This is a genomic window from Micromonospora sp. NRRL B-16802 (assembly GCF_001279555.1).
Classification (GTDB): domain Bacteria; phylum Actinomycetota; class Actinomycetes; order Mycobacteriales; family Micromonosporaceae; genus Micromonospora; species Micromonospora profundi.
Genome location: NZ_LGEB01000079.1, coordinates 1 through 15,972, shown reverse-complemented (window position 1 = coordinate 15,972; position 15,972 = coordinate 1). Strand labels below are relative to the sequence as shown.

Sequence of the window (15,972 nt, the reverse complement as noted above, 5' to 3'; positions counted from 1 at the left end):
GGCCGGCTGCTCAGCGGTTACCGCGCCGCGCGGCCCGCCGCTGCTGCTTGATGGTGTCGCGTACCTCGCGCTCGGTCTCGGCATGCCGGCGGCCAGCGGCGGCCTTGCGCACGCTGTAACCGAACGCGGCCACCTTCACCAGCGGGTTCGCGGCCGCGGCGGAGACCACCGTGGCCAGGTTGGCGACGTTGGCGGTGACGTTCTGCGCGTGGCTGGTCATGGTGTCGACCTTCGCCAGTTGCAGGTTCACACCGTCGAGCGACGTCTGCACCTGCTCCAGCGCGGTGTTGACGTTCTTCACCGTGGTGTTCACGTCGCCGAGCAAAGGTGCGGTCCGATCGTTGAGGTCGTTGATCATTCGGGTGGTGGCGTCCACCGTGTGCCGCAGCCGCAGGATCGGCAGCGTCAGGATGAGCACCAGCACCGCGAACGCGCTCGCCGCGATCAGCGCCGCGACCTCTCCCATGTCGCTCACGCCTGTCCTCCTCATACAGAGTTCCGCAGGATCCGACGTCCCCGGAACGCACCGCCACGGTGCCCACGCCGAACCACCGAGCCGTCGCCGGTCAGCGGTCGCGGGCGGGCCCGTCAGCCCCAGACCCTACCGTCCGTGATGGAGACCGGCTCAGGACGGTGAGGGTGTCAGGTCGCTGAGCGGATCCCCGCTGACCGTCGGGAACGGATCCTCGCCGGTCAGTGACGGGTCGGTGGCGGGCTGCGGTCTGGTCCGTTCGTCGTCGATGGCGTTGCGTACCTTCACCGACACCAACGAGCCGGCACACTCCCCCGCAGCGGCCGATTCCTCCGGCGACGGCACGACCGCCGGCTCCCCGTCGACAGGCGGTGGCACACACGTCGGCTGGCGCACCCACAGGTCGAGGGTCAACTCGTCCTGACGCCAGCACGTGTAGGTGCCCTTCGTCTCCTGCTCGGGGCAGCGACTCACCTTCCACGGCTGCCAGCCGTCCTGACGAAGCGCGTCCTCGTACACCTTCGCCGTCTCCTCGGGCGACTTCTCGGAGGTGACGGTGCGCTCACGGAGCCGGCAGTCGAGCAGGCACCAGCGGCTGCCGCTGACGTCGTCGACAGTCTTCGTGGCGGCCCACGCGGGGACGTTGAGCTGGTCCAGGTTGTCGAAGACCGGGTCCCGGCTCAGCGTGCGGACGCCGAAGAAAAGCGGCACCGCGCCGAGCAGCACGACGCTGACCAGCACCAGCACCGCCGCCCGCAGCCGACGCCGCTCGCGCAATTGCCGGCGCAACTCCGACCGCGCGCCCGGGGCGCCTTCGTCGTCGTCGGGTGTGTCCGGACCGGCCGTACGCAAGGGCTGCCCGCCTGCCGGTTCGGAGGCGGGGCGGTCGGCCGGCCCGGCCACGGCGGGCACCGCGGCGGCCGCTCGGGCCACGCCGACGGGCTCGCCGGGGCGGCCGGGCGGCGGCACGGGGGCGACGCCGCTGGGTTCGGGACGGCCGGCCTCGCGGTGCGGCGGCAGGGCACGACCGGCGGCGCGGTCCGCCGGACGGACCGGAGCGCCACCGCGCGCCGCCACCGGCGACCCGGGACCGGCAACGGGCTCGCCACCGGGCCGGGCGTCGCCGACGGGCGGACGGGCAGCACCGCGAGCCGGACCATCGGGACGGGAGCGCGGCGGGCCGTCCGGACCAGCACCCGGGGGCACAGCGCCACGGCCTGGACCATCCGGGTGCGCGGCACCCCGGTCGAGCGCGTCGATTCCGGGGCGAGGTGGGCCGTCGGGACCACGGCGACCGGCGGCCGGAGCGCCGCCGGGGTCGACCCGTGCCCTGCCGCCGGGCGCGGCTGCGCGGGCACCACCTCGTGCGGGCGCGCCACCGGGATTGGCGTACGGGTCGTCGCCGGGACGGGCAGCGGGGGGTCCGTCGACGCCGGGCCGGGCGACGCGACCAGTGGGAGCGGGCGCACCCGGGTCAGGTGGTGGCCCGACGGGCCGCTGACCGCCGGTGCGTTCCGCGGCCGGGTCCGGCACGGCGAGCGGACCCGTGGAGCGGCCCGTCAGATCGTCTGCGGACGGCGCCGGACGGCGCTCGGTGGGCCGGTTGCCGGCCGGGGCAGGCGCACCGCCGCCACGCCGGTTGACCACCGGCAGGCCGGGATCGGTGTGTGGCAGCCGGCCGGCCTGACGGAGCCAGTCCGCCGGACGTTCCGGGCGGTCCGCCCGGGGCTCACCGCCGACCGGAGGACGTCGGCCCTGCTCGTCGGTGGTCGCCCGGCGGCGGCCGGCGCCATCGGTGGGTGCGGTCCCCCCGCGAGCGGGGCCAACCGGCGCGGCACCGGTCGACGCCGGACCGGCACCAGGTTGTGCCGGACCGGGCTGCACAGGGCCGGACTGCGTCGGACGGGGCTGCCCGGGGCCTGGCTGCGTCGGACCAGGCTGCCGTGGGCCGGGCTGCGCCGGACCGCGCTGGCCGGGGCCGGGCTGCGCCGGTCCGGGACCCGGCTGCACAGTGCCGGGGCCGGACTGTGCCGGGCCGGGTTGGCGGACACCGGGCTGCCGGGCGCCATGCTGCGCAGTGCCCGGCTGCGCGGCACCGCGCGGCACACCACCGGGCTGCCGGGTGCCGGACTGCACGCCGCCAGGCTGAACGGCGGACGCGGGCGGCGCGCTGGACGCGGACGGCACCGGTGGCGCGTTGCCCGAGCGGGGCACCACGGCCTCCTGCTCGTCGGCGGCGCGGCGGCGGCCGGTGGCCGGGCGGGGAGGACCGGGCGGCTGCGGCGCTCCCGGGTCCGCCGGGCCGGGACGACGCCGGGCCGCACGCGGGTCACCGTCGATCGCGGGGTCGGGTCGTGGACCGTCGGCGGCCTGTGGCACGACACCGGGCGGCGGCCCGTCGATCCGGGGCGGACCACCGGCGGCCCGCGCCGGATCGGGCACCGGTCCGGTCGTACGCCGGCCGGAGGGCGGACCGTCGGTGGTCAGTGGACGGCCGGGCGCGGCGGGTTCGGGGCCCGGCCGACGGCTCGGTGGTACGGCGTCGGGTCGGCGCGGTGGCGGCATCGTCTCCGCCCGGCCAGCCGGCACGGCAGCGTCCGGACGGCGACCGGTTGGGGCACCGGCGCTCGATGGGCCGACAGGCGGGCCGGGCGGCGCCGACGCCGGACGCGGCCGGGCCGTGCCGGTGGGAGCCCCTGCCGGCGGCAGCGGCCCGGGTGGACCGGCCGGGTCGCCGCCGGTCGGGCGGGCTGCGGATGGTGGAGGTCCGCCAACTCGGGGACCGGCACCGGGAACCGGCTGTGCGCCACGCGGCATCGGCTGGCCCTGCGCCGGGGCGCCTGGACCCGCGACACGGGGACGCTCGGCCGGGGCACCGGGACCTGCGGCGCGAGGGCGGTCGGCGGGTGGCCGCTCGTCCGGGCGACGAGCCTGCGGCGGCTCACCCGGCCAGGGGCCGTCAGTCGGGCGGCGTGCCCCGGGGCCGTCCGGGTCACCGCGGCGTGGAGCGGGCGGCGCGTCCGGCGGCGCGGGCGCGCCCGCGCGTGGCGGAACATGTTCGGCCGGCGCGCCGTCCGGGCCCAACTCGGTGCGTTGCTGCTTGGCCGAGCGCAGGTCGTCGATCCAGCCGAACTCCTCGCCGGCTACCGGCTCCTCCGGCTCGGCCTCGGCTCGGCCACGACCCCAGCGGCGGCCCTTGGCGCGGGGATCACGCCGCTCGTCCGGGCCCTCGTCCGGGCGATCCGCACCACGCGATCTCACTGTTGACCCTCTCCTGCGGCGTCAGTGCCGCTGTCCTGCGTCGTGCTGGGACCGCCCGTACCCATGGTCGGGCGACCGTTCTCACCGGCAAGCGCCGATGGGGCGTTCGCCGTTACGGGTGCCCCGGCTGCCGGTGCCTCCGGTCGGGCGGGTGGCGTCGGCAGGCCGCGCACGATCCGGCGCAGCAGCGGCAACCGGGTCGCCACCGACCGCTCCGCCCCGTGCGGGCTGGGCTGGTAGTAGTCGGTGCCCACCAGGTCGTCCGGGACGTACTGCTGGGTGACCACGCCGCGCTGGTCGTCGTGCGGGTAGCGGTAGCCGGTGCCGTGGCCGAGCCCTCGGGCGCCGGCGTAGTGGGCGTCGCGCAGTCCGCGCGGCACCGGGCCACCCTTGCCGGCCCGTACGTCGGCGATGGCGGCACCGATGGCCGTGGTGGCCGAGTTCGACTTGGGCGCGGTGGCCAGGTGGATCACCGCCTGGGCCAGGTTGAGTTGCACTTCGGGCAGCCCGACGTACTCGACGGCGTGCGCGGCGGCGGTGGCCACGCTCAACGCTGTGGGATCGGCCATGCCGACGTCCTCGCTGGCGAAGATGACAAGCCGGCGGGCGATGAACCGGGCGTCCTCACCGGCGACAAGCATGCGGGCCAACCAGTGCACGGCGGCGTCCACATCCGAGCCGCGCATGCTCTTGATGAACGCGCTTACCACGTCGTAGTGGGCGTCGCCGTCGCGGTCGTAGCGCACCGCCGCCACGTCGACGGCCTGCTCGGCGGTGGCGAGGTCGATGCGCCCGGTCCCGAGAGCCGCGGCGGAGGCCGCCGCCGCCTCCAGCGCGGTCAGCGCCTTGCGGACGTCACCGGAGGCGAGCCGGACCAGGTGATCCTCGGCCTCGGGCTCAAGGGTGAGGGTGCCACCGAGGCCGCGCTCGTCGGTGACCGCCCGGCGCAGCAGGCCGCGTACCGCGTCGTCGTCGAGCGGTTGCAGGGTGAGCAGCACGCACCGGGACAGCAGCGGGGAGATCACCGAGAAGTACGGGTTCTCGGTGGTGGCGGCGAGCAGCGTGACAGTGCGGTCCTCGACGGCGGCGAGCAGCGAGTCCTGTTGGGTCTTGCTGAACCGGTGCACCTCGTCGATGAACAGGACGGTCTGCGGGCCGCCGGAGCGGCGCTGCCGGCGGGCCGTCTCGATGACCGCGCGGACGTCCTTGACCCCGGCGGACAGCGCCGACATGGCGACGAACCGGCGGTCGGTGGCCGCCGCGACCAGGTGCGCGATTGTGGTCTTGCCGCTGCCGGGCGGTCCCCAGAGGATGACCGACAGCGGGGCGCCGCCGGAGACCAGTTGCCGCAGTGGCGCGCCGGGGGCGAGCAGGTGGTCCTGGCCGACCAGCTCGTCGAGGGTTGCCGGGCGCATCCGGACGGGCAGGGGCGAATCGTCTGCTACCGGAGTGAAGCCGTCGACACCGGCGGGACCCTCGGGCGCGCTGCGCGACCCGGTGGGCGCACCGAGGGAGAAGAGGGCGTCGGACTCCATCACGAAGACAGTACCGGGCCGTGCCCGCGACGCCGGAATCGCGCCGCGGGCCGGGCCATCGATGGTCGGTTCCGGTCAGCCGCGACCGGGGCGACGCCCCCGGTACCAGCGACCGCCGCCACCGCCGCCACCGCCGCGCGGGCCGCTACCCACACCGGCCAGGTAGAGCGAGAGCAGGAGCAGACCGATGAGCACGAGGGTGTTCCAGTTGAACAGGTCCGGTGCGCCGAAGTCGGTGTTGAGCAGGTCGAGCAGCAGGGCGAAGCCAAAGACGATGGCCGCGAGAATGGCGAGCATGTCGGTCCTCCGGTGGGGGTTCCCAGTAGGTCGGCGCGTGATGTACCCAATCGGTCGAGTCGCCAATCTCCACCGATTCGTGTGGTGTTCCGCGTTCGAGGGCTTCCCCGGTAGGAGATACCAAGTTACTTGGGTCAAGTAAGTAACTTGGGGTCATGTTGTGAGGATCAAGCGGCCGCTCGAAACTCGTTGAGGGCCGAGGAGTTGGCCGGCCGACGCAGCCGCTTTCTGGCGCCTGGGGCAACTCGCCCCGTTGCCGAACCATCTCGGATTCGGTGATCGCCTCGGTCCCGGGCCGAAGGATCTGAAGACACGAAAGGACCACCGGAATGACCAGCAACGAGCATGTTCTTCCCGACGACCTGGTGCCGGCCGAGGTACTGGCCTCAACCAGCCCGATCGCGATTTCCTCGCTGGCTCGACTCAAGCCGGGCAAGAGCGACGACGAGATGCAGAAGGCGTTCACGGCGATGATGTCCGCTGCACGCGAGGAAGAAGGTTGCGAGCAGTACGCGATTCACGCCACTCTCGGCCAGCCGGGCGTCTATGCGTTCTACGAGCGGTGGTCAAGCGGTGCGGACCTGCTCCGCCACATGCAGAATCCCTCCCTGCGGACCTACCACGGTCAGTTCTTCAAGAACCTGGACGTGGAAATCGAGTGGCTCCGGCCGTTGGATGCCTGACACCGGAAGGTAGTTCGGTCGGCCAGGCAGGCACCGCCCCGTCGCACCCGGAGTCGCCACCCTGGGCAGCGACGGTGCGGTGACCAACGCCGGCCCGTTCGCGCAACAGGTTTGTCGACCCGACCCAAGTTACTTACCCTGAGAAAGTGACCAAGTCTCTCAACGGTCGGATCGACGAGGAAAGGTGCCACCTCGTCCTGCGCGCGATCGATGTCATCGGGGCCCGATGGACCGGACCGATCTTGATCGCAGCGGTCCGCGGCGCTCGCCGATTCAAGGAGTACCGCGCCCTGGTCAGCGGCATCTCCGACCCTCAACTCACCGTCCGACTCAAAGACCTCCAGGCCCGCGGCCTCATCGAGCGCACGGTAATCCCCAGCACGCCGGTGCAGATCACCTACAGCCTGACCGCCGCGGGCGAAGAGTTGATCGCCGCACTTCAGCCCCTGTCGAAGTGGGGCGAGCAGCATCTGACGCATGACGGAGCATGACCCGAGGCAACGGATGCCGTCGGCCTCACCTCGGTACGCCTCGCCTGAGGCGGGGCGCGTAGCTCCGGCCGTCGGAGAGGGAATCCTTCCCGGACGGCCGGAGCGGCAGGCGTTCGGCTGTCACTGACCGCGTGAGGGCTCGGCGGGCACGGGGACCGCGCCCTGATCGGCCGAGACCGCGCTCTGATCGGACGGCGGGTCGGCGGGCTGGCGACCGGCCCGCCAGGCCGGCAGGTAGAGCGGGGCGGCCACGGCGAGCACGACCGCGCCGACGAGCATCGCGGCGGTGACGCTGACCCTGTCGGCGAGCGCGGTGAGCACGACCGCGCCGACCGCGAAGCCGGGCTGGCCCATCATCGAGTTCAGCGAGATCACGCTGGTCCGGTACGGCCCGTCGACCTGGCGGTGCAGCAGCCCCATGTGCACCGGGTTGGACGCCCCGTGGATGCTGTAGCAGGCGAGGTAGGCCACGAGCACCCCGACCGGGCCGGCGAACAAACCCATCCCGACCACCGTCGCACCCTGCAGGATGCGCAGCAGGGCGGCACTGGGCGCGGCGCCCAGCCAGCGCAGCAGCAGCGGGGTGAGGGCGGCACCAGCCGCACTGGCCAGCCAGGCCGCCGAGTTCGCCGGTCCGAGCAGCGCCGCCGCCCGGTCCGGATCCCCTACCACCTCGGCGAGCCGGACCGGCAGCAGCGACTCGAAGGTGACCATGCCGAAGCCCCAGAACAGTTCCACCGCGACGAGGGCCAGCAGCACCCGGGAGCGGCGCAGCAGCCCGAACGACTGACCGATCATCCGGGGCGCCTCGACGATCGAGGCCCGCAACGCCCCAGCGCCCTTGGCCGGGCGGACCTCCCGCAGCAGTGTCACAAGGGCGGCCAGGGCCACCACCTGGAAAGCCGCGGCGACGAGCACCGGGACGGTGAGCGCGCTGACCGGCCCGATCGGGCCGAGCGCGATCAGGCCGCCTGCCAGCAGCGCGCCGGCGGAGATGGCCACGCCGATGACGGTGCCGGCGTACCCGAGGCCCGGCTCGTACTTCGCCTCCGGGTCGGCGGCGAGGGTGGCGTCGACGTACCAGGACTCCAGTGGGCCGCTGTCGAGGGCACGGAAGACCCCCTGCAGGGCCCAGACCAGCACGAAGACCGCGAACGTGTCGGCGACCGCGAAGATCAGCAGGGAGGCCAGACCGAGTGTCCAGGCCACCAGGAGTACCGGCCGACGGCCGAGCGCGTCGGCGAGGCCGCCGGTGGGCAGCTCCAGTGCCAACACGACCAGCCCTTGGGCGACGGTGACCAGCCCGATCTGGGACAGCGACAGGCCCCGCTCCTGCATCAACAGGATCATCACCGGGATGATCAGGCCGCTGGGCAGCCACCGCAGCCCGTGCAGGAGCAGGAACCTCTGCCGGACCTGACGTACGGTCAGCGCGCTCATCGGATGCCCTCCTCTGTCGGCGGGTGCGGGGCTCGCGGAACCGGCGCAGGCCGCGCGCTCACCAGCGCTGGTCCAGCCGTGGGATGCCGGCCAGGAACACGTGCACGGGCTTGACGTCGCCGCCGTCGGCCACGGGCTCGTCGCGGTAGCGCATCAGCACCTCCCACAGCTCGTCGTTGAGGGCCCGCAACCGGGCCGGGTCGAGCGGCAGCACCAGGTCACTCATGCCGGCGGCGTCACGCCAGGGCCGGGATTGGTGGTGCTCGACGGCCGTCCACCTCTCGTACAGCTCGGCCATCACCCGCACCTGGTCGGCCTGGATCCACTGCACGGCGGCGCGGGCGTCCGGGTCGTCGTCGAAGTCGGTGGGCTCGAAGTTGCTGATGTCGTGCGCGGCCTGCCACCAGCGCTGCCGGCTGGTGCCCCGATCGGGGTCCTCGGTCACCAACCCCACCTCGGCGAGCTGCCGCAGGTGATAGCTCGTGGCGCCGGTGTTGGTGCCCAACTTCTCGGCCAGGGCGGTGGCGGTCGCCGGACCGTCCACGCGAAGTGAGCCGAGCAGCCGCATCCGCAGCGGGTGAGCCAGGGTGCGGACCTGCCGGCTGTCCAGATGGACGCGGCGCGGCTCAGCCGGACGGTCGGGTGAAGGCGTCTCCATGCTTGCACAATAACTCTGCACGCTTTCTATGCACAATAGTTGTGCATAGAAAGCGTGCAGAGGCTCGGGATGACTGACGATGGGCCTCAGCGGGCCAGGAGTTCGCGCACTCCCCGCAGCCGCGTACGCAGCAGATCCGTTGCGCGGGAGCAGTCCAGGCGTACCTCGGTGGGGCGGACCACGCCGGCCGCCGCGCCGGTGGTGGTCTTCAGCGCGGCGGCGTCCAGACCGAACCGCCCGGCCACCAGCAGGCCCAGCTCGGCCCGGCTCACCGCGTCGGGGCCAGCCACGTTCAACAGACCGGCGTACGACGAGCAGGCCAGTTCCAGCACGGCGTCGGCCAGGTCGGTGACGTCGACCGGGCAGCGGGTCTCGTCGGTGAACAAGGTGGCCCGGCCGGCGAGGGCGTCCCGGCAGAGCTGGATCTGCTTGCTGCCCTCCCCCACGATCAGCGAGGTACGCACGAGCGCCGCGCCGGGGTCGACAGCCCGTACGGCGGTCTCGGCGGCGGCCTTCGCGGCACCGTACGCGTGGATCGGGGTGGGCACGTCGTCGTCGAGGTACGGCGACGGACGGCCGGCGTGCAGTGCGTCGCTGGACATGTGCACCAGGCGAACTCCGGCCTCGGCGGCGGCGACCGCCACGTTGGCGGCCCCGTCGGCGGTGACCGTCCAGTCGTCGTACCGGTAGGGGGTGCTCACCACGGCGTCGGGGCGCACCTGCGCGACAAGCGCGCGCACGGCGGCCCGGTCTGTCACGTCCAGGCGGTGCGCCGCGACACCCGGCACCGCGATGTCCTGAGAGTGGAAGGTCCCCACGACCTGCCGCCCGGCCGCAACAGCCCGCCGACAAACCTCCCGCCCCAAAAACCCACTACCCCCGACAACAAGCACTCGCACGATCCCAGCCCCTCCCCCGCCCGCCCTGGTGATCATGAGGCTAGCGGGAAGACGCGCCGGAGCACGCCCCCGTCAACCTCAAGATCACCGGGGCAGGGTGGGAGGGGCGGTGAGGGCTAGACCGGGTCGGCTACCGGGGCTGCGGGGCCGGCTGTGCCGGTGTGGGCGGTGGCGGCCGGCTTGGGCTTGGCGTCGATGCCGGCCTCGGTGCGCTGCTGGGCGGTGATGGGCGTCGGCGCGCCGGTCAGCGGGTCGAAGCCGCCCCGGGTCTTCGGGAACGCGATCACCTCGCGGATGGAGTCCGCGCCGGCGAGCAGCATGCAGACCCGGTCCCAGCCGAAGGCGATGCCGCCGTGCGGCGGGGCGCCGTACTTGAACGCCTCCAGCAGGAAGCCGAACTTGTCCTGCGCCTCCTCCGGCGTGATGCCGAGCAGGTCGAAGACCCGCTTCTGCACGTCACCCCGGTGGATACGGATCGAGCCGCCGCCGATCTCGTTGCCGTTGCAGACGATGTCGTACGCGTACGCCAACGCGCGGTCCGGCGCGGACTCGAACCGGTCCACCCACTCGGCGTTCGGCGAGGTGAACGGGTGGTGCACGGCCGTCCAACCGCCCTCGTCAGTGCGTTCGAACATCGGCGCGTCGACCACCCAGCAGAACGCCCAGGCGCTCTCGTCGATCAGGCCGGCCCGCTTGGCGATCTCGACGCGGGCGGCGCCCAGCAGCTCCTGCGCCTCGCGGGCGGTGCCGCTGGCGGCGAAGAACACCGCGTCGCCCGGCTTGGCACCGACGGCGTCGGCGAGCCCACCCAGGTGCTCGGCGGAGAGGTTCTTGGCCACCGGCCCGCGCGCCTCGCCGGTCTCGGCATCCAGCACCACGTACGCCAGGCCACGGGCGCCGCGCGCCTTGGCCCAGTCCTGCCAGCCGTCAAGCTCCTTGCGGGTCTGCGACGCGCCGCCCGGCATGACCACCGCACCGACGTAGCCGCCCGCGTCGATCGCACCGGCGAACACCCGGAACTGCGTGCCGCGCAGGTAGTCGGTCAGTTCGGTCAGCTCGACGCCGTAGCGCAGGTCCGGCTTGTCGGAGCCGTACCGGGCCATCGCGTCGTGCCAGGTGATCCGCGGAATCGGCCGGGTGATCTCGTGCCCGGCCAGGTCCTTCCATAGCGCCGAGACGATCGCCTCGCCGAGGTCGATGACGTCGTCCTCGGTCACGAAGGACATCTCGATGTCGAGCTGGGTGAACTCCGGCTGCCGGTCGGCGCGGAAGTCCTCGTCGCGGTAGCAGCGGGCGATCTGGTAGTACCGCTCCATGCCGCCGACCATCAGCAGCTGCTTGAACAGCTGCGGCGACTGCGGCAGCGCGTACCAGCTGCCGGGCTGGAGCCGCACCGGCACCAGGAAGTCACGGGCGCCCTCGGGCGTCGAGCGGGTAAGCGTCGGCGTCTCGATCTCCAGGAAGTCCCGCTCGTGCAGCACTCCCCGGGCGAGGTGGCTGGCGCGCGAGCGCAGCCGCAGCGCGTTCGCCGGGCCACTGCGGCGCAGGTCCAGGTAGCGGTACTTGAGGCGGATGTCGTCGCCGGCCTCGACCTGGTCGTCCACGGGCAGCGGCAGCGGCGCGGCCTCGGAGAGCACCTCCAGCTCGGTGGCGGTGACCTCGATCTCGCCGGTGGGCAGATCCGGGTTCTCGTTGCCCTCGGGGCGGCGGGTCACCTCGCCGGTGACCTTCACGCAGAACTCGTTGCGCAGCGCGTGCGCGTCCTCTTCCCGGAACACCACCTGGACCACGCCGGAGCCGTCGCGCAGGTCGACGAAGATGACGCCGCCGTGGTCGCGCCGGCGGGCCACCCACCCGGCCAGCGTCACCGTCGAGCCGGCGTCCGTCGCGCGCAGGCTTCCGGCATTGTGGGTACGGATCACGGCTGGCAACTCCTCATCGTGGAACAGTCCTCACCGGCATTCTGTCAGGGGCGGCCGGTCTCCTTCGGGGGCACCCGGCAGCCCGTGGGGATTCGCTGGTGGGCGGACGGGCGAACCGTGCTCGGCGGCCCGGCGTATTGGTTAACGTGGCGAAATGCGCGCCGTACCGAACTGGGCCGTCGTCACGGCGGCTGCCGCGCCCGTGCTGCTGGTGGCCGGTTGGACGGTCGCGGAGAGCAGGCAGCCCGCCGGGTACGACCCGGTCCGGGACACCATCAGCGAGTTGGCGGGGCAGGACGCCACCGACGCCTGGATCATGGTCACCGCCCTGGTGCTGCTGGGCTGCTGCTATCTGGCGGTGGCCGCCGTGCTGCACGCGGCAGGTCTGCCCAGCCGCTTCCTGCTCGCCGTCGGCGGTGTGGCCACTCTCGCGCTTGTCGCCTTTCCCCGACCGACGGTCGGTGGCTCTCTGAGCCATGGCATCGCGGCGACAGTTGCCGTCCTGGCCCTGGCGCTCTGGCCGGCCGGGTCGGCGCTGCGGCTGCCACGGGGTCGGGACAACGCGCATCCGGCGGCGCCGCAGCCGCCGTGGGCGTTCCGTCGAGCTGTGGGTCTCGGCGCGACGGTCGTGCTGCTGGCGCTCTTCGGCTGGTCCGCGTTCGAGGTGACGAGCGGGTCCCGGACCGGGCTTGCCGAGCGGGTCACGGCCGTGGCCGTGTCGCTCTGGCCACTGCTTGCGGTGCTGTCGGCCCGGCGGGCGCATCTCACCTGGGCCGCCGCTGGCACCACCACCGTCGGCCCGGCCCTGCCACTGACCGGTGTCGTGACCCCGGATCCGCTTCGCCCGCCGCCCGGCCCCACCGCGCGGCGGTCCGATCCGCTGCCGTGAGCCGCGCCTGACCTCTGTCGAGCCGGGCCAGCCGCCGGCCCGGCCCCGACCGCCAGCGGCGTCACGGTGGTGGTGTCGGGTGCTGCTCGGGCTGGCAGATCCGGCCGTCCGCGCGCACGTTACCGCCGCCGGCCACACCGCTACGATCAAGCGATGTCTGTCGTGCCCCGCTGGGTCCTGCTGTCGGCCGGTGGCGCGCCACTGTTCCTCGTCGGAGGCTGGACGGTGGCGCAGGCCGCCCAACCGGACGGGTTCGACCCGGTCCGGCAGACCATCAGCGCGCTCGCCGCCACCGGCGCGGACCATCGTTGGATCATGACGCTCGGGCTGGCCGGCCTGGGGCTCTGCCATCTGGTGACGGCGCTCGGTCTGGTCACCGCCGCACCGGCGGGCCGTGGGCTGCTCGCGCTCGGCGGGCTTGCCACAGTGGTGCTCGTCGTCTTTCCGCAGCGCCCGGACGGGTCGATCACCCACGTCGCCGCCGCCGGTGTGGCGTTCGGGGCGTTGGCCGTGTGGCCCGCCCTGGCCGTGCCCTGGCGGACGGCGCGGCCCACAGCCGGGGATCAACCGGAAATGGCGACTCCGAGCGGACCGGCCCGCTGGCCGGCGTTCGCGGTGACGGCGCTCCTGCTGGGGCTGCTCGGTTGGTTCGCCGTCGAGTTCTTCACCGACGGCGCCTGGATCGGACTGACGGAACGGCTCGTGGCGGCCGCCGAGGCGGTCGTACCGCTGGCCGCAGTGCTCGCCGCGCTGACCCGCCGCCGGCCGCTGCCCTGACCTGCCACCTGCCCTGACCTGCCACGGACCGGGACAGCGAGCGGGCCGCCGGAGTGCTCCGGCGGCCCGCTTGCGGTGCGAGGATCAGAAGACGCTGACGCCGTAGCGGCTCAGGGCCTCGGTGACGGGCTGGAAGAAGGTCGTGCCGCCGGTGCGGCAGTTGCCGCTACCACCGGAGGTCAGACCCAGGGCGGTGCCACCGGCGAACAGCGAGCCGCCGCTGTCGCCCGGCTCGGCGCAGACGTTGGTGCGGATCAGGCCGGAGACCGAGCCCTCGGCGTAGTTCACAGTGGCGTTGGTCGCGGTCACCGAACCACTGCGCAGGCCGGTGGTGCTGCCGGAGCGCTGCACCGACTGGCCGACCGACGCGTTGCCGGAGCCGGTGATGTCGCGGAAGCTGCCGTTGTAGAGCGAGACGTTGCCGGCGGCGTTGGCGGAGTTGTTGTGCCGCACGATGCCGTAGTCGTTGCCGGGGAAGCTGGTGCCGGTACGGCTGCCGAGCAGCGAGGTCTGGGCGGAGTTGGAGTACCAGCTCGCCGAGATGTTGGTGCAGTGCCCAGCGGTCAGGAAGTAGTAGGTGCTGCCGCTGCGCACGTTGAAGCCGAGCGAGCAGCGCCCGCCGCCACCGGCGTAGATGGCCTGACCACCGGAGATCCGGGTGCTCAGCACGCCGGCCTCGGCCTCGACCCGCACGGCGCCGTTGGCGCGCGCCGCGGCGGCCTTGACCCGCTCCAGCTTGGCGCCGGTGACCGTGCTGTCCACCGAGACGACGACCTGGTTGGTGACCGGGTCGCTCCACCAGGCGGTGCCCGGGATCTTCGCCGAACGCTCCAGGTCGGCCGTGGCGCGGTTGAGCTCGGCGGACCCGCGGGTCACGTACTTGACGCTCGCCCCGGCGTTGCTCACCTTGCGCGCCGCGGCGGCGTCGGTGACGGTGACGACGGTCTTGCCGCTGGCGTCGATGTACGAGCCGGCGGAGCGGTCACCAAGCTCGGCGGAGAGCGCGGCGGCGGTGTCGGCAGAGGCGGCGGGGGCGGCCTGGGCGGGGGCGCCGATGAGCGAGCCGACGACCAGGGTTCCGCTCACGGCGACTGTCGCCGCAACACGGAATGAGGACCTCGTGGGTCGCATGTAACAAACCTCCTGGGCGGGGGAGTACGGGTCTCGCCGGGCGCGGCTGACCCGAGGGCAACCCAGCCGATCTGGGAAAACCGGCCGAGTGAACTGAAGTATTCACATACTTAAGATCATTGACAAGACTTGGTTTCGCCCGAATTCGTCGACCCTCACCGGTCACATCGCCGCAACACCACTGACACTCTGGCGAGCAGGCACCGTCACACCGAAAGTGCCCCCGGATCCGTTTCGGACACCCTCGGCCGCCGGGCGCGTTTGCCGCCACAACCGACCACCCGAGGGCAACGCCGTCCGCGGCGCGGCCTCGGCGGTCCGGCGGCCGCGGCCAAGCCTTCGCTGCCCGGCGGCGGGCGTCCCGGCCTCCGCCGCCCGGCAGAGGCCTCGGCGGTCCGACGTCAGGGCGCGAGGGCGCGGCCTCTGCGGCGGTCCGGCGTCAGGGGGTACGGCGACGCGCTCCCGGGCCAGGGCGGGGCAGCACGTCGCGGGGTTCGGTCACCTCGTGCCCCTCGGCACAGCGCAGCTCGACACGAACCTCGGCATCGCAGTCGCGGTGCGCCACCCGCAGGGGCGAGCCCTCCGGGTCGGCGAGGTACCGGTCGCCCCACCCGAGCACGGCGACCAGCACCGGCCACAGAGCCAGACCCATCTCGGTCAGCCGGTATTCGTGGCGCACCCGGCTGCCCGGCTCCTGGTACGGCTCGCGGCGCAGGACGCCCCGCTCCACGAGCACGGCCAGCCGGTTGGTCAACACCTGACGCGGGATCCCGGTGCGTACCCGCATGTCGTCAAAGCGGCGGATGCCGTTGAACACCTCCCGGAGCACCACGAGCGTCCACCGCTCACCGAGGATCTCCATCGCGCGGGCGATGGTGCAGTTCTCCACCGACCAGTCCAGTGCCGCGGGCGTCATCCGCCCAGGCTAGGTCTTGTTGACAGACTCAGCAATCGACTGCGAGGCTGCGTCCATGACACAGACCCAGGAGCCGGCGCGCAGCCGTACCTTCACCTGGTCGGATCCGGCGGCCAACGCCGCGCAGGTCGGACGGCGCAGTGGCATCGAGCTGCTCCGCGCGATGATCGCCGGAGAGCTGGCCGGGCCGCCGGTGATGGACCTGATCGACATGGGGCGGATGGAGGCCGACGAGGGCCGGGTCGCCATCGAGTTGATCCCGCAGGAGTTCCACTACAACCCGCTGGGCACCGTCCACGGTGGCGTCATCTCGACAATGCTCGACACCGCCGCCGCCTGCGCCGTGCACACCACGCTGCCGGCCGGCGTCGGCTACACGTCGCTGGACCTGAACGTCAAGTTCCTCCGCCCGGTCACCGTCGACAGCGGCACGCTGCGCTGCGAGGGCACGGTGCTCCAGCGTGGCCGCCGCACCGCCCTGGCCGAAGCGCGCCTCACCGACGCCGACGCCCGCCTGATAGCCCACGCCACAAGCAGCTGCCTCATCTACCCCCTCCCCTGAACCCACCGCGCCCCCACCCCCACCCCCGCGATCTTGCAC

16 protein-coding genes are annotated in these 15,972 nt (G+C 73.1%); 6 read left to right on the top strand and 10 right to left on the bottom strand.

The window, feature by feature from the left end:
* Nucleotides 1-10 precede the first annotated feature (10 nt).
* Entirely contained in the window at nt 11-466 is a 456-nt protein-coding gene (locus ADK66_RS22620) for a DUF948 domain-containing protein (protein WP_231640146.1), read from the bottom strand.
* A 159-nt stretch (nt 467-625) separates the two neighbouring features.
* Nucleotides 626-1,324 carry a hypothetical protein gene (locus ADK66_RS22615; RefSeq protein ID WP_053658581.1) on the bottom strand — a complete coding sequence of 233 codons (699 nt, stop codon included), beginning with the start codon at nt 1,322-1,324 and terminating at the stop codon, nt 626-628.
* 378 nt (nt 1,325-1,702) lie between these two features.
* On the opposite strand from ADK66_RS22615, the gene ADK66_RS22610 reads away from it, so the two are divergent.
* Nucleotides 1,703-3,739: a hypothetical protein gene (locus ADK66_RS22610; RefSeq protein ID WP_157552826.1), complete on the top strand. Its 2,037-nt coding sequence runs from the start codon at nt 1,703-1,705 to the stop codon at nt 3,737-3,739.
* Here the strand turns inward: ADK66_RS22610 and ADK66_RS22605 are convergent.
* Together ADK66_RS22605 and ADK66_RS22600 are read right to left on the bottom strand one after the other, a co-directional pair.
* A complete protein-coding gene (locus tag ADK66_RS22605) occupies nt 3,730-5,268 on the bottom strand; it encodes a replication-associated recombination protein A (protein ID WP_053658558.1) in 1,539 nt (512 codons plus the stop codon). The genes ADK66_RS22610 and ADK66_RS22605 overlap by 10 nt on opposite strands.
* 75 nt (nt 5,269-5,343) lie before the next feature.
* A complete protein-coding gene (locus tag ADK66_RS22600; RefSeq protein WP_053658556.1) occupies nt 5,344-5,565 on the bottom strand; it encodes a hypothetical protein in 222 nt (73 codons plus the stop codon).
* A gap of 329 nt (nt 5,566-5,894) precedes the next feature.
* Here ADK66_RS22600 and ADK66_RS22595 point away from each other — a divergent pair, with 329 nt between their 5' ends.
* Nucleotides 5,895-6,248, top strand: a complete 354-nt coding sequence (locus tag ADK66_RS22595; RefSeq protein ID WP_053658554.1) for a putative quinol monooxygenase — start codon at nt 5,895-5,897, stop codon at nt 6,246-6,248.
* Nucleotides 6,249-6,394: 146 nt separating this feature from the next.
* Entirely contained in the window at nt 6,395-6,739 is a 345-nt protein-coding gene (locus ADK66_RS22590; RefSeq protein WP_053658552.1) for a helix-turn-helix domain-containing protein, read from the top strand.
* Nucleotides 6,740-6,859: 120 nt separating this feature from the next.
* Here the strand turns inward: ADK66_RS22590 and ADK66_RS22585 are convergent, their stop codons facing one another.
* The 4 genes from ADK66_RS22585 to aspS all read right to left on the bottom strand — a co-directional run bounded on the left by ADK66_RS22585 (nt 6,860) and on the right by aspS (nt 11,658).
* Nucleotides 6,860-8,179: an MFS transporter gene (locus ADK66_RS22585; protein ID WP_053658550.1), complete on the bottom strand. Its 1,320-nt coding sequence runs from the start codon at nt 8,177-8,179 to the stop codon at nt 6,860-6,862.
* Nucleotides 8,180-8,237: 58 nt separating this feature from the next.
* Nucleotides 8,238-8,837 carry a helix-turn-helix domain-containing protein gene (locus ADK66_RS22580; protein WP_053658547.1) on the bottom strand — a complete coding sequence of 200 codons (600 nt, stop codon included), beginning with the start codon at nt 8,835-8,837 and terminating at the stop codon, nt 8,238-8,240.
* A gap of 86 nt (nt 8,838-8,923) precedes the next feature.
* A complete protein-coding gene (locus ADK66_RS22575; protein ID WP_053658545.1) occupies nt 8,924-9,736 on the bottom strand; it encodes a sugar nucleotide-binding protein in 813 nt (270 codons plus the stop codon).
* Between the two features lie 116 nt (nt 9,737-9,852).
* Nucleotides 9,853-11,658, bottom strand: a complete 1,806-nt coding sequence (gene aspS / locus ADK66_RS22570; RefSeq protein WP_053658543.1) for an aspartate--tRNA ligase — start codon at nt 11,656-11,658, stop codon at nt 9,853-9,855.
* 154 nt (nt 11,659-11,812) lie between these two features.
* On the opposite strand from aspS, the gene ADK66_RS22565 reads away from it, so the two are divergent.
* Together ADK66_RS22565 and ADK66_RS22560 are read left to right on the top strand one after the other, a co-directional pair.
* Nucleotides 11,813-12,547, top strand: coding sequence for a DUF998 domain-containing protein (locus ADK66_RS22565; protein ID WP_053658542.1), 735 nt, complete (start codon nt 11,813-11,815; stop codon nt 12,545-12,547).
* A gap of 153 nt (nt 12,548-12,700) precedes the next feature.
* Nucleotides 12,701-13,324: a DUF998 domain-containing protein gene (locus tag ADK66_RS22560; protein WP_053658539.1), complete on the top strand. Its 624-nt coding sequence runs from the start codon at nt 12,701-12,703 to the stop codon at nt 13,322-13,324.
* Nucleotides 13,325-13,408: 84 nt separating this feature from the next.
* On the opposite strand, the gene ADK66_RS22555 is transcribed toward ADK66_RS22560, so the two are convergent.
* Both ADK66_RS22555 and ADK66_RS22550 read right to left on the bottom strand, forming a co-directional pair.
* Complete coding sequence (locus tag ADK66_RS22555; RefSeq protein WP_053658538.1) at nt 13,409-14,455, bottom strand: S1 family peptidase; 1,047 nt, start codon at nt 14,453-14,455, stop codon at nt 13,409-13,411.
* A gap of 439 nt (nt 14,456-14,894) precedes the next feature.
* Entirely contained in the window at nt 14,895-15,371 is a 477-nt protein-coding gene (locus tag ADK66_RS22550) for a helix-turn-helix domain-containing protein (RefSeq protein WP_053658534.1), read from the bottom strand.
* Between the two features lie 55 nt (nt 15,372-15,426).
* Between ADK66_RS22550 and ADK66_RS22545 the strand changes: the two genes are divergently transcribed.
* Nucleotides 15,427-15,933, top strand: a complete 507-nt coding sequence (locus ADK66_RS22545) for a PaaI family thioesterase (protein ID WP_053658532.1) — start codon at nt 15,427-15,429, stop codon at nt 15,931-15,933.
* The last annotated feature ends 39 nt before the right edge of the window (nt 15,934-15,972 follow it).